Origin of the sequence: Nonomuraea sp. NPDC052116 (assembly GCF_040680035.1) — a bacterium.
GTDB classification, from domain to species: Bacteria; Actinomycetota; Actinomycetes; order Streptosporangiales; family Streptosporangiaceae; genus Nonomuraea; species Nonomuraea angiospora_A.
In genome coordinates this window covers 54,947-67,624 of sequence record NZ_JBFAWA010000025.1, presented here as the reverse complement: position 1 = coordinate 67,624, position 12,678 = coordinate 54,947, and the positions used below count along the sequence as shown (strand labels likewise).

Here is a 12,678-nt window from a genome sequence, read left to right as displayed (position 1 = left end):
CGGGGCCGTACAAGATTGCACCAAGTTGCGGTTCCAGACACAAAGTCCGATAAATCCAGAAAACACCCTCGGCTTCGCGCCGTGATGCCTACTCAACTAACCGCGCACGTTAGGCACGCCATGGCGACTTCCCATGTTGACCCGCACCAAAGAAGTCAGGACACCAGGCGCCGCATCCTCGAGATGGCCGTCTCCCTCCGGGAGGACCGCTCCGGGGGCTCCGTGGACCACTTCCTCGCGCTGCTGCAGGACCGCCTTCCGCTCTGGCTGAGCATTCTTCACAATCTCTCCTATCGCATCGGAAAAGGGTGCGTAGCGGACAACCTTCTCCCCATTGCCCGAGCGGGCATTAATTACTACATCGACGTACAAAGTGCGGCACTTCCCGTTTTCACCTCGCCGAACGTGACGGTCCGCTTCCGCGAGGCCGTCCGCGACACGGGGCTGGGGCCGCGCACCGAGGTCGCGCCGCTGGCCGCGTACCTGGCGGCCGAGCAGGACCTCGGCCGGATAGGGCCCGAGGTGGACCCGGAGGCCAGCGCGCGACTGCTGATCGCGGGCTGCTTCCACCGGGCCCACCTCGAGATGTTCATCGGCGCCGACGCCGGCCCGACGCTGGAGACCAGCGCTCGCGAGATCGTCCGCGAACTGCGCCTCGATCCCGTCCCCGCCTGACGGCGGCAACACCCCGGCCCCGCCCGCGGCGACCCCGCGAGCGGGGCCGGGGTGTTCGCGCGCGCAAAACCGCGCGCGCATGACCTTGCCAAGGGACTGAACGTGCGTTTAGCATTCTGAACATGTGTTCAGCGCATGCGGACCTGACCGCGCAGGCGAAGATCCGCGACGCGGCCATCGCCCACTTCGCCCGCGACGGCTTCCAGAAGACGAACCTGCGGGCCGTCGCCGCCACCGCGGGCGTGAGCGCCGCCCTGGTCATCCACCACTTCGGCAGCAAGGAGAAGCTGCGGATCGCCTGCGACGACCATGTGCTCGGCGTCCTGGTACGGCGGGCGCACGAGGCCGGGACGCCCAACCTGCTGGGCGAGTTCATGGCGGACCCGGAGGAGTACCAGCTCAAGGTGCGCTACATGGTCCGGGCGATCGAGGAGGACACCCCCGCGGGGGGCAGGTTCGTCGACACGCTGGTGGCCGAGTCGGAGGCGATCCTGCGGGCCGGGATCGCCGAGGGTTCGGTGCGGCCGTCCTCGGACGTGCGGGCGATGGCCGTGCTCACCGTGCTGACCAGCCTCGCCATGCTGACCATGGCGCCTCCCCTGACGCGCGCTCTCGGGCACGACGGCTTCGGCCCCGAGGTCCTGCGCCGGATGACGCTGCCCACGCTGGAGCTCTTCACCCACGGCCTGTACGCGGACGACGCGCCGCTGAAGGCGGCCACGGCCGCCTGGGAGGCCTCTCAAGAGAACAGGGACGAATGACCGATGGCTACCCCGATTCCCGCTCTGACCCCACTCCAGGACACCCTGTGGCTGACGTTGTGCGGCCGGGCGCTCGACAACCGCCTGCCCCGCCCCGTCCTGGGCGACCGGATGGCCGACGAGATCGTCCGCAAGGTCGGCTACGACTACGGCAAGCTCCACATCCCTTCCTCCAGCGCCCTCTACATCGCGCACCGGGCCAGGAAGCTGGACGAGATCGCCCGGCGCTTCCTCGCCCGCCACCCCGACGCGATCGGCCTCGATCTGGGGGCCGGCCTCGACAGCCGGGCGCTGCGCATCGCCCCGCCAACCACCGCCGAATGGCACGACGTCGACTTCCCCGAGGTCCTCGCCGCCCGGCGGCGGCTGCTGCCGGATGAGGCCAGGCCCCACGACCTCGCCGCGGACGTCACCGACCCCGCGTGGCTGGACGGCCTGCCCTCCGACCGGCCGGCGGTGATCGTCGCCGACGGGCTGATCGCGTTCCTCTCCCTGGAGGAGATGATCGCGCTGGTGAACCGCCTCATCGGCCACTTCCCCACCGGCGAGATCGCCTTCAACGGCTACAGCAGGTTCGCCGTGTGGGCCCAGAAGCGGTTCGCCGTCGGCAAGAACATCATCGACGTCTCCAAGTTCCCCGGCCTCGACGACCCAAGGGAGCCCGAACGCTGGCACCCGAAGCTGAAGCTGGTCAAGGAGGTCCTGATGACGCGGGAGCCCGAGGTGGCCGGGTTCCCGGCGTGGCTGCGGCTGATGAACCGCCTGACCGCCCCCAGCGCGGTGTTGTCGCGGAAGGGGAACGTGGTTCTCCATTACCGCTTCTAGGGTTAGACTGATTGTCAGTCGCACTGACGATCTGGAGAGCTGACCATGATTCTGATCACCGGCGGGCTGGGCTTCATCGGCACGCACACCACCCAGGCCCTGCTCGACCTCGGCGAATCCTGCGTGCTCGTCCAGCGCAGGCCCGCCGTGCTGCCCGAGAGGTTCGCGGACGCGCCCGTCGTCGTCGAGCAGGCCGACCTCACCGACGAGGCGGCCCTCCTGGCCGTCGGCGAGCGGCACAAGATCACCGGCATCGTGCACCTCGCCGGCTCCATCCCGTGGCCGCCCGGCGCGTACCAGCCCCTGGAGGGCGCGGACAAGTCCGTCCGCAGCCTCCTGAACGTGTTCCGCGCCGCGAGCGAGTGGCAGGTGACGCGGCTCGGCCTGGCCAGCACGATCGGCGTGTACGGCGGCGTCACCGGCGAGGGCGCGCTCCAGGAGGACCTCCCCCTGCCGATGACGTCACCCCACCCGATCCCGGCGTTCAAGAAGATCGGCGAGCTGCTCGGCGACCATCTGGCCGGGGCCATGGGCCTCGACGTGGTCCACTACCGCATCGGCGCCATCTGGGGGCCGCTCGGCCACCCCCATTCGCCGTTCTTCGCCGCTCCCCAGCTCGTGCACGCCGCCGCGCGCGGCACCGAGCCCGACCTGTCCACGCTGCGCGCCGGCGCGTACATGGAGGACGGCATCGACCTGTGCTACGCGAAGGACTGCGGCCGCGCCCTCGCGCTGCTCCAGCTCGCGGACCGGCTGGCGCACCGCACGTACAACGTGGCCTCCGGGAGGGCGACGACCAACGGCGAGGTCGCCGCGGCGATCAGGAAGCTCGTCCCCGACGCCCGCGTCGGCCTCCCGGAGGGCCGCGACCCCGCCGCGCGGAACACCTGGCTCGACATCACCCGCCTGCGCGAGGACACGGGATACGAGCCCGCCTACGACCCCGAGCGGGCGGTCGCCGACTACCTGGCCTGGCTGCGCGCCGGGAACGAGCGTTAGGCGCGGGCGCTCAGCCTCCGAGCGCGGCCAGGCGGCCCACCGTACCGTTGACGGCCTGCGTGTACACGGCCTCGGTCAGCTCGGCGACGCGCGCCCAGCCGTACCTGTCGCGGGCCCTGCGAGCCCCGGCGGCGGCGAGCGCCGCCCGCCTGCCCGGGTGGTCGAGCACGTCGCTCAGCGCCCTGGCCAGGGCGCGCGGGCGGCGCGGCGGCACCAGGACGCCGCAGCCGGCGACCGTGTCCAGGTGTCCCCCGACCGCCGAGGCCACGACGGGCACGCCGCAGGCCATCGCCTCGATCGCCACCATGCCGAACGGCTCGTACCACGGAACCGTCACCAGGACGTCGGCCGAACGCATGAGGGCCGGCACGTGCTCGCGGGGCACGCTGCCGATCACGTGGACCCGGCGTTCGAGCCCGTACGCCCGCGCCAGCTCGTACAGCCTGACCGCCTCCTCGTCGTCCTGGCGGCCGCCCGCGATCACCAGGTCGGCGTCCGGGATCCGGCGCAGCGCCCTGATCACGGTGTCCACGCCCTTGCGCGGCACCAGCCTGCCGATGCTGAGGATCAGCTTGCCGCCCGTGCGCGGCGCCACCGGCCCGCCGGGACGGAACACCGACAGGTCCACCCCGCACGGCACGACCGCGATGCGCCGTTCGGGGACGCCCATCGCGCGCAGTTCGGCCACCTCGTCGCCGCAGGTGGCCAGCACGGCGTCGGCGCGCCTGCCGATCGCGCGCTCGGCGTCGACCCGGTGGGCGGGGCTGGTGTCGGCGTCGCCCTGCCAGCGCCGCTTGACGGTGCCGAGCGCGTGGAACGTCTGCACCACCGGCACCCTGCCGGCCGCCCGCAGCGCCGCCTGCCCGCTCATCCAGAAGTGGGCGTGGACGACGTCCGGAGGGCTCGCGGCCCAGCGGTCGGCCAGGCGCTCGGCGAACTCGGCCAGGTACGGGGGCAGCTCGTCCTTGGGGACGGGGACCGGCGGCCCGGCCGTGACGTACTCGACCGTGACGCCCGGCGCCATGGTCACCGACCCGGGCTGCCGATCGGACGAGCGCCGGGTGTGGACGACGACCGTGTGCCCGCGCCCGGCCAGCGCGCGGGCCAGTTCGGCGACGTGGACGTTCTGGCCGCCGGAGTCGACGTCGCCGACCTGCGCCAGCGGGTCCGCGTGTTCGGAGATGAGATCGACCTTCACTGCGTCAGCTCCCTCACTGCCTTGACCACCTGCTCGCTTGTCACGTGGGACAGGCACGGGTGCCCGGGCACCGGGCAGGCGCGCGCCCCGCTTGCGCGGCAGGGCGCCTCCTGGTCTCCGAGCAGCACCGTGGGCACGCCGTACGGGGCCCACCGCGCCGCGGGGACGACGGGGGCGAACAGGCTCACGACCGGCGTCCCGACCGCCGCCGCCAGGTGCGCGGGGCCGGTGTTGCCGGCCACGAGCACCCCGGCGCCGTCGATGACGGCGGCGAGTTCGGCGAACGTGGTCACGCCTCCGAGATCGACGGCGGCGCCGCCGGCCACGTAGGCGGTGAGGTCACGTTCGTTGCCGGTCACGACGACCCGGTGTCCGTCCTGCGCCAGCTCCCGTACGGTCCGCCGATGCCGTTCGGCCGGCCAGGTCCGCGCGGGGGCCGATGCCCCTGGGTGCACCACGACGTACGTGCCTTTGCCGGCATCGGCGCCGGCATCCAGCAGTTGCCCCAAATTTCCGCCTATATCCGGCAATGGCCGCTGAACAGCGAGTTTGCCGTCATCACCCGTCGGCAACGCGAACCCGGCCGCCCTGGCGACCGCCAACATCCGCTCCGCCTCGGGCACGTCGGCGCTCTCGTCCACGACGTGCCGGACGTCCAGGAGCGAGCCGGGGTAGTCGTCGCTGATGGCGGTGATCCTGGGGACGCCGGCCAGCCTGAGCAGCAGGGCCAGCGGCAGCGCCGACTGGTGGAACGAGGTGAGGATCACCGCCTCGTCGACGCCCGCGAGCCGGCCGACCAGGTCGGCCGCCTGCCCCTTGGTGACGGGCGGCGGCGTGTGGTCGATCCACGGGGCCCGCCATTCGATCACCCGGTCCACGCCGGGCAGCAGCTCGGCCGCCGGCCTGCCGTCCGGGCCGGCCAGGAAGACCAGCTCGCGGGCCAGCGTGCGCACGGCCCTGACGGCGGGCCCGGCCAGCAGCACGGCGCCGGCGCCGTCCAGCCGCGCCACCAGCACCCGGCCCCGGTCGCCCGGGCCGCGGCCGTCAACCCGGTGGCTCACGGCGCGCACGGCCCGTCTCCTGGCCGACGCGCGCGGGACCGTTCTCATCCTCCGGCGCGGGGCCGGGTCGCACAGCACCGCTCCCGGCATGCGACCGTTCATCGCCGCCTGCGCGCGCGGGCACCAGGCGGCCGGCTCGTGGAAGATCGCGTCGATGCCGAGAAACCTCATCGTTCCCCCTCAGAGGACGGGAACCGCTACCGAGAGGAGCGATGCCCCAACCTTCCCCACGCCCATGAGATGCGCAAACAGGAGAAACGGCCTGGACTTGGTCACGCTAAGTAGTTGTTTGCCTGGTTGGGCCCCGGGTAGCTGGCGGGCACGCGACGGAGGTGGAAGGTGTTCGAAAAGCGACGTCCCGGCGCGGTGCTCTTCGACCGGGACGGGACCTTGATCAGGGACGTGCCGTACAACGGCGACCCGGACCTCGTCGAGCCCATGCCGGGCGCGGTGGAGGCGGTGGCCAGGCTCAGACGGGCCGAGGTGCCGGTGGCCGTGGTCACCAACCAGTCCGGCGTGGCCAAGGGTCTGTTGTCCCCGGACGACATGGATCAGGTGAACGCCCGGGTGGAGGAGCTGCTGGGGCCGTTCGACGCGTGGGCGATCTGCGTGCACGACGACGCCGACGGCTGCACCTGCCGCAAACCGGCCCCCGGGCTCGTGATCAGAGCCGCCGCCGTGCTCGACGTCAGCCCCCGCGACTGCGTGGTCGTGGGGGACATCGGCAGGGACATGGAGGCCGCCAGGGCGGCCGGAGCCAGGGGCATCCTGGTCCCCACCCCGCAGACGCGCCAGGAGGAGATCCTCCAGGCCGCCGAGGTCGCGGACGACCTGATCGACGTCGTCGACCTGGTGCTCAGCGACGCGGAGGCGCCGGTGCCGGCCATCAGCGCGCCATGGGCCCGCGCTCTGGGTTGGAGCCGCTGGTGAGCCGGCGGAGGTATGAGAGCAGGTCGGCTGGGTAGACGCGAGCAACATGATGATGCTCGACTGGACCCGCAGGGCCGCCTGCCTCGAACTGGACCCGGAACTGTTCTTCCCGATCTCTCTGGAAGGGCCGAGCCAGTCGCAGGCCGAACGGGCCAAGCATGTGTGCGCCGGCTGCCCCGTACGTGAGCCGTGCCTGGAGTACGCGCTGACCACGCGGCAGGCGTACGGCGTGTGGGGCGGCACCGACCCGCAGCAGCGCAGGGAGCTCGCCGTACGCTCGGCAGCCTGAACGACGCCCCTCAGCCGGGCAGGGCCGCCGCCAGGAAGCGCTCCCGCTCGGTCGCCTCCAGATGGTCGCTGAACAGCACGCCGTCGAGATGGTCGACCTCGTGCTGCAGCACCCTGGCCAGCACCCCCAGCGCGCGGACCGTCACAGGCTTGCCCATCATATCGCGGCCACGCGCTGTGACCATGTAGGAACGTTCCAGTGGCCACCACAGCCCCGGCGCCGACAGGCACGCCTCGTCGGCCGTGACCCGCCGCTCCGACAGCTCCAGGCGGGGGTTGACCAGATGGCCCGACTTGCCGTCGTAGGAGTAGACCACCACCCGTACCGGCTCGCCCACCTGCGGCGCCGCCAGGCCCGCGCGGCCGGCGCCGGCGCGCATCGTGGCGGTCAGCGACTTGACCAGGCGCCGCAGCTCCCGGTCGAAGTCTTGCACCGGCTCCGCGACCGAACGCAGCACCGGATCGTCGAACGTGCGAATAGGCCGGACCGTCACCCGCAACTCCCCGATAGGCCACGTCGTCACCGTCAACGTTTCCCGTGACCGCGCCTCGCCAATCCCTGAGGACCCGGCTTGTAGCACAGCGGTAACAGAGGAGACCCGTGGGTGAAACCACCCGAAAGCAGTATCGGAGGGTGATCTCACTTGCGTCACACGTGCCTGTGATGCCTAGCCGGGTGCTCGGGGCCCGGCCAGGCATCTTCGACTACCTGGAGGTGCCGGCATGAGCGTGCTTGCCCTTGAGGGCGGGTCCTCCCCGGAGACGGCCCCCGACGCCCTGTCGGGCTTCACGGTCGGCGTGACCGCGACGAGGCGGCGCGAGGAGTTCGGCGCGCTGCTGGAGCGGCGCGGCGCCCGCGTGGTCAGCGCCCCCGCGATCCGGCTGGTCCCGCTGGCCGAGGACGCCGACCTGCTCGCCGCGACCCGGCTCAGCCTGGCGGAGCCACTCGACGACGTGGTGGTCACCACCGGCGTCGGCTTTCGCGGGTGGATGGCCGCCGCCGAGGGCTGGGGCCTGTCGTCCGACCTGGGCGAGCACCTGGCCAACGCGCGGCTGCTGACCCGCGGCCCCAAGGCCCGGGGCGCGGTGCGCGCCGCCGGCCTCAACGACTACTGGACGCCCGCCACCGAATCGTGCCAGGAGGTCAAGCAGTACCTGCTCGACCAGGACCTGCGCGGGCGGCGCATCGCGGTGCAGCAGCACGGCGAGCCGCTCAGCGACTTCGTGGCGGACCTGCGACACGCGGGGGCCGAGGTGATCGAGATCCCGGTCTACCGGTGGCTGCCGTACCGCGACATCTCGCCGCTGCGCCGCCTCATCAGCCAGACCATCTCCGGCTCGGTGGACGCGGTGGCCTTCACCAGCGCGCCCGCCGTACACGCGATGCTGGGCGCGGCCCGCGCCGAAGGGCTGGAGGAGTCGCTGCTGTCGGCATTCAGCGGGACGGTCGTGGCCGCCTGCGTCGGGCCCGTCACCGCCGAGCCGCTGACCTCGCGCGGCGTGCCGACGCTGCAGCCGGAACGCTCGCGCCTCGGCGCGCTGGCCCGCGCCCTGGCCCGGCACCTGCCCGAGCACGGGGTGACCCGGCTCGTGGCGGGCGAGCACCGGCTGGAGATCCGCGGCCACGCGGTGGTGGTGGACGGCGAGTTGCGCCCGCTGCCCCCGGCCCCGATGGCGGTGCTCAAGCGCCTGGCCGACAAGCCGGGTCACGTGGTGTCCCGCGCCGACCTGCGTACCGTGCTGCCCGGCAGCGTCGCCCGCGACTCGGCCGAGCACGCCGTGGAGATGGCGATCACGCGGCTGCGGCGGGCGCTCGGGCCGAGCGGGATCGTGGAGACGGTGGTCAAGCGCGGCTACCGGCTCGCCTGCCAGTACGAGGCGGGGCTGTGATCGAACGTACGGCCACGCTCGTCCTGGCCGCGCACGGCACGCGGAGCGCCGCCGGGGAGTCGACCCTGTCGGCCCTGGCGGAGACGGTCAGGAGGGCCCGCCCCGGGCACCGGGTCGAGCTGAGCTACCTCGAGATCAGCTCGCCCCTGCTGTCCGACGTGCTGCCCGCCGTCCGCGGACCCGTGGTCGTCGTCCCGCTGCTGCTGGCGGGCGGTTACCACGCCCACATCGACCTGCCGGAGGTCATCGCCTCCCGCCGCCCCGACGCCGTGGTCGCCGGCTGGCTGGGGCCGCACCGGCTGCTGACCTCCGCGCTGGTCCGCAAGCTGGCGCGCGCCGGCCTGCGCGCCACGGACGCGGTCCTGCTCGGGGCCGCGGGCTCCTCCGACCCGTCGGCCCTCGCCGACGTCCGCGCCGCCGCCCACCGGCTCGCCGTACGCCTGGCGCGGCCGGTCACGGCCGCCTTCGCCTCGGCCGGCTCGCCGTCCCTGGAGGAGGCCATGGAACGGCTCGCCTCGACCCCGGCCGCCCGGGTGGCCATCGCCTCGTACGTGCTCGCGCCCGGCCACTTCCATGACCGGCTGGCTTCGGCGGGGGCGGGGCTGGTGAGCGACCCGCTCGGCCCGGACCCGGACGTGGCGGCGCTCATCTGGCACCGCTACGACACCGCCCTCACCGGGCGCCACGCACTCCCCCGGCATTCACCCGGCCTGCACCGGGCATCCCTGTAGCGACGCCCCGCCGAGCGCCGTTCGACCCGGCGCTCGCGGGACGGTGTCAGAGGGCGATGCCCAGGAGGGCGTCGGTGAGGTCACGGACCAAGGCCGGGGCGGTGGCGTCGGGGCCGCCCTGGGCGAGGGCCTCGTCGACCCAGGCGTCGACGGCGGCCAGTGCGCCCGGCGAGTCGAGGTCGTCGGCCATCCGGGCGCGTACCGTGGCCAGCAGTTCGTCGGCGCGCGGCCCCGACGGCAGCGCGACCGCCTCCCGCCACCGCGCCAGCCGCCGCTCGGCGTCGGCCATCAGGGACGGGACGTACTCCCAGTCCGCGCGGTAGTGGTGGGCCAGCAGCACCAGCCGGACCGCCATCGGGTCGTGGGCCACCCGCAGCCTGGACACGAACACCAGGTTGCCCTTGGACTTGGACATCTTCTCGCCGTCGAGCGCCACCATGCCCGCGTGCGTGTAGAACTTGGCGAACGGCCACTCGCCGGTGAGGGCGTGCCCCTCGGAGGCGCCGCACTCGTGGTGCGGGAAGATCAGGTCCGAGCCGCCGCCCGCCACGTCGTAGCCGCCCCCCAGGCTGTCCAGGGCGATCGCCGTGCACTCGATGTGCCATCCGGGCCGTCCCCGGCCCAGCGGGGAGTCCCAGGCGGGCTCTCCGGGCCGCTCGGCCCGCCACAGCAGCCAGTCGAGGGGGTGACGCTTGCCCGCCCTGTCGGGGTCGCCTCCGCGTTCGGCGAACAGGGCCGGCATCTCCGCCTCGTCGTAGCCGGACACCTGGCCGAACTTGGGGGCGTCGGCCACGCTGAAGTAGACGTCGCCGTCCAGGGCGTACGTGACGCCCTTGGCGGACAGCTTGGAGATCAGCTCGGCCACCCGGCCGACGACCTCGGTGACGCCCACGTACTCGCGGGGCGGCAGGATCCGCAGCGCCTCCATGTCGCCGCGGAACAGCTCGATCTCCCGCTCGGCCAGCTCACGCCAGTCGACGCCGGTCTGCTCGGCCCGCTCCAGCAGCGGGTCGTCCACGTCGGTCGCGTTCTGGGTGTAGTGGACCTCGTGGCCCGCGTCCCGCCACATCCGGCCGACGAGATCGAAGGCGTGGTAGGTGTTGGCGTGACCGAGGTGGGTGGCGTCGTAGGGGGTGATGCCGCAGACGTACATCCTGGCGGTCGGCCCCGGATCGGTCTGCCTCACCTGCTTGGCCGAGGTGTCATAGAGACTCAGCGGAATGCTCTCACCTGGGAGCTTTGGAACGTTCTGGGCAGCCCACGATCTCATGTGTTTGAGCCTATCTGTCCCGATCAGCGGTCAGGTCAGTGAACTGGTACGTCACGTCCTCCGCGGAGAGTGAGACCTCCATCACCGACAGGGAGGCGAAGACGCGCCCGCCGGGGAGTTCGTGCCGGACGATGAGCGCGCCGGGGTCGGCGGACGGCTCCGCCTTGATGAGCTCGCTCCAGGTCTCGCTCTCGAACCTGGGCAGGTAGACGACGACCCGTTCGCTCGCCGGGTCCAGGCCCGTGTTCACGATCATGCTGACGCCGTCGGGCAGGTCGGTGGTGGTCAGCCGGTCGCCGTCCCAGCTGAACATGCGGATCCGCGCCAGGTCGGCGAGCACCAGGTGGAAGGGGTCGTAGCGGGTCAGGTCGGGGCCGGGCGGCTCGCCGGTGGACACGGCCCGCAGCGCCAGGTCGCCGCGCGAGAGCCGGTCCGCCTCCGGCGCGTGCCGGCCGCGTCCGTTGAGCAGCGCGGCGGCGCGGCGGGCCGCCGGGTTGACGGCCAGCCAGGTGCCGCCGGCCTTGAGGTCGCGCCCGCCGACCACGCCCGGATGCTCCGGCCAGTGCTCGCCCGGCGCCTCCCACGGGCGGTCGGTGAACTCGTCTCTGACGCCCATGAGGGTGAGCGTCCGCCCGGGTTTCACGATCAGCGTGCACATGGGGCAAAGGGTAATAAACGGGCTTCGGCCGCCGCCGGGAGGGGCGGGCCCTGACGGGCCCGGGAACGCTTTAGATCGGGGGCCAGGGGATGGCGGGCCAGCCCTCGGAGGGGTACGGGTGCACGCCGGTGTCCAGCAGCCGCCTGACCCGCTGCCAGGTGGCCTCGACCTCCTCCAGGCTCAGCAGCTCGCGCAGCCTGCGCCCGAGGGAGCCGGACTCGATGTCGCGCTCCAGTTTGGCCAGCACGGCCACCGCCTCGCGGGCGAGGGGCTTGCCGCGCCACTGCCACAGCACGGTGCGCAGCTTGTCCTCGACGGAGAAGCAGACCCCGTGATCGACCCCGTAGACGTGCCCCGTGGGCAGCGGCAGCAGGTGGCCGCCCTTGCGGTCGGCGTTGTTGACGATCGCGTCGAACACCGCCATCCGGCGCACCAGCGGATTTCGGCTCTTGACCAGCCGCTGGAGGTCGATCTCGCGCTCGGTGTCGATCCAGAGCTGGACCATGCCGGGGCCGAAGGGGCCGTCGCGGTAGACGGTGGGCGGCACGATGTTCCAGCTGGTCGCCTGCGACACCTCGAACGCGGCCACCTCCCGGGCGGCCAGCGTGCCGTCGGGGAAGTCCCACAGCGGGCGCTCGCCGCGTACCGGCTTGTAGACGCAGGCGGCCGAGCGGGAGCCCAGCTTGACCGAGCAGTAGAGCGTCATGTTGGTGGCCTCGACGAGGCGGCCGGCCACCTCCAGCCGGCCGTCGCGCAGCAGCGCGAGGGCCTCGTCCTCCTGCATGGACGGCGGCTGCCGGGACGGCTTGACTGCCGGTTCGCTCTCCGGAGCGGTCATGAAGCCGCCTCACCCCCGCGATATCCGTTGAGGCGCACGCAGACGTGCCCGGAAGCGTCGAGCGGCTGTCCGCACAGCGGGCACGGTGGTCGGCCCGCGGAGACGATCTCGAGGGCCCGCCGGGTGAAGGCGCGAGCGGCTCCCGCGCTGATGCGCACCCGCAGCACCGCGGGGTCGGCGGCCTCGACGTCTTCCTCGTCGACGACCTCCTGCGCCTCGATCACCACTTGCGACCTCTCCGCGTCCCAGGCCAGCGCCATGGTGCCCACCCGGAAGTCCTCGGCGACGGGCACCTCGAGCGGCGCGTCGTCGGCCAGGTCGGCCGGGGCCAGCGCCGGGACGTGCGCGGTGCCCCCGCTCAGGCGCAGCACCTCGTCCAGCAGCTCGTCCAGCCTGCCCGCGAGGGCGGCGACCTGCAACTTCTCCAGCGCCACCGTGGTCAGTCTGCCCTCGGCCCTGGCCTGCAGAAAAAAGGCGCGCGCGCCCGGCTGCCCCAGGGCACCGGCGACGAACCTCTCTGGTGGGTCGTAGTCGAAGACCGGCATACGCTGACC

The 12,678-nt window shown here is 72.7% G+C and carries 15 protein-coding genes; 8 read left to right on the top strand and 7 right to left on the bottom strand.

Annotated elements, in window-relative coordinates; translation table 11 throughout:
• The first annotated feature begins 222 nt into the window (after positions 1–222).
• The 4 genes from AB0L65_RS39460 to AB0L65_RS39445 all read left to right on the top strand — a co-directional run bounded on the left by AB0L65_RS39460 (position 223) and on the right by AB0L65_RS39445 (position 3,260).
• Entirely contained in the window at positions 223–675 is a 453-nt protein-coding gene (locus AB0L65_RS39460; protein WP_364256565.1) for a hypothetical protein, read from the top strand.
• Positions 676–797: 122 nt separating this feature from the next.
• Positions 798–1,436, top strand: a complete 639-nt coding sequence (locus AB0L65_RS39455; RefSeq protein ID WP_364256562.1) for a TetR family transcriptional regulator — start codon at positions 798–800, stop codon at positions 1,434–1,436.
• A 3-nt stretch (positions 1,437–1,439) separates the two neighbouring features.
• On the top strand, positions 1,440–2,261 hold the full coding sequence (locus AB0L65_RS39450) for a class I SAM-dependent methyltransferase (protein ID WP_364256559.1): 822 nt from the start codon (positions 1,440–1,442) through the stop codon (positions 2,259–2,261).
• Positions 2,262–2,306: 45 nt separating this feature from the next.
• Positions 2,307–3,260, top strand: a complete 954-nt coding sequence (locus AB0L65_RS39445; RefSeq protein WP_364256556.1) for an NAD(P)-dependent oxidoreductase — start codon at positions 2,307–2,309, stop codon at positions 3,258–3,260.
• A gap of 10 nt (positions 3,261–3,270) precedes the next feature.
• Here AB0L65_RS39445 and AB0L65_RS39440 read toward each other — a convergent pair whose 3' ends face one another.
• Positions 3,271–4,458 carry a glycosyltransferase gene (locus tag AB0L65_RS39440; protein WP_364256553.1) on the bottom strand — a complete coding sequence of 396 codons (1,188 nt, stop codon included), beginning with the start codon at positions 4,456–4,458 and terminating at the stop codon, positions 3,271–3,273.
• A complete protein-coding gene (locus AB0L65_RS39435) occupies positions 4,455–5,690 on the bottom strand; it encodes a glycosyltransferase family 9 protein (RefSeq protein WP_364256550.1) in 1,236 nt (411 codons plus the stop codon). Before AB0L65_RS39435 ends, AB0L65_RS39440 begins: the two co-directional genes overlap by 4 nt.
• Before the next feature lie 168 nt (positions 5,691–5,858).
• Between AB0L65_RS39435 and AB0L65_RS39430 the strand changes: the two genes are divergently transcribed.
• Together AB0L65_RS39430 and AB0L65_RS39425 are read left to right on the top strand one after the other, a co-directional pair.
• Positions 5,859–6,449, top strand: coding sequence for an HAD-IIIA family hydrolase (locus tag AB0L65_RS39430; protein ID WP_364256547.1), 591 nt, complete (start codon positions 5,859–5,861; stop codon positions 6,447–6,449).
• Between the two features lie 46 nt (positions 6,450–6,495).
• Positions 6,496–6,738, top strand: coding sequence for a WhiB family transcriptional regulator (locus AB0L65_RS39425; protein WP_363969792.1), 243 nt, complete (start codon positions 6,496–6,498; stop codon positions 6,736–6,738).
• Positions 6,739–6,748: 10 nt separating this feature from the next.
• On the opposite strand, the gene def is transcribed toward AB0L65_RS39425, so the two are convergent.
• Positions 6,749–7,261 (bottom strand): peptide deformylase, encoded by a 513-nt coding sequence (gene def, locus AB0L65_RS39420; protein WP_364256544.1) that lies wholly within the window; start codon positions 7,259–7,261, stop codon positions 6,749–6,751.
• A 199-nt stretch (positions 7,262–7,460) separates the two neighbouring features.
• On the opposite strand from def, the gene AB0L65_RS39415 reads away from it, so the two are divergent.
• Both AB0L65_RS39415 and AB0L65_RS39410 read left to right on the top strand, forming a co-directional pair.
• Positions 7,461–8,627, top strand: coding sequence for a uroporphyrinogen-III synthase (locus tag AB0L65_RS39415; protein WP_364256541.1), 1,167 nt, complete (start codon positions 7,461–7,463; stop codon positions 8,625–8,627).
• Positions 8,624–9,358, top strand: coding sequence for a CbiX/SirB N-terminal domain-containing protein (locus AB0L65_RS39410; RefSeq protein WP_364256538.1), 735 nt, complete (start codon positions 8,624–8,626; stop codon positions 9,356–9,358). The genes AB0L65_RS39415 and AB0L65_RS39410 overlap by 4 nt, the downstream gene beginning before the upstream one ends.
• 46 nt (positions 9,359–9,404) lie before the next feature.
• Here AB0L65_RS39410 and mshC read toward each other — a convergent pair whose 3' ends face one another.
• The 4 genes from mshC to AB0L65_RS39390 form a co-directional block, all read right to left on the bottom strand.
• Positions 9,405–10,628 carry a cysteine--1-D-myo-inosityl 2-amino-2-deoxy-alpha-D-glucopyranoside ligase gene (mshC, locus tag AB0L65_RS39405; protein ID WP_364256535.1) on the bottom strand — a complete coding sequence of 408 codons (1,224 nt, stop codon included), beginning with the start codon at positions 10,626–10,628 and terminating at the stop codon, positions 9,405–9,407.
• Between the two features lie 10 nt (positions 10,629–10,638).
• Positions 10,639–11,286: an NRDE family protein gene (locus tag AB0L65_RS39400; RefSeq protein WP_364256532.1), complete on the bottom strand. Its 648-nt coding sequence runs from the start codon at positions 11,284–11,286 to the stop codon at positions 10,639–10,641.
• A gap of 70 nt (positions 11,287–11,356) precedes the next feature.
• A complete protein-coding gene (locus AB0L65_RS39395) occupies positions 11,357–12,124 on the bottom strand; it encodes an SCO1664 family protein (RefSeq protein WP_364256529.1) in 768 nt (255 codons plus the stop codon).
• Positions 12,121–12,669, bottom strand: a complete 549-nt coding sequence (locus AB0L65_RS39390) for a DUF3090 domain-containing protein (RefSeq protein ID WP_364256526.1) — start codon at positions 12,667–12,669, stop codon at positions 12,121–12,123. Before AB0L65_RS39390 ends, AB0L65_RS39395 begins: the two co-directional genes overlap by 4 nt.
• Between the last annotated feature and the right edge of the window lie 9 nt (positions 12,670–12,678).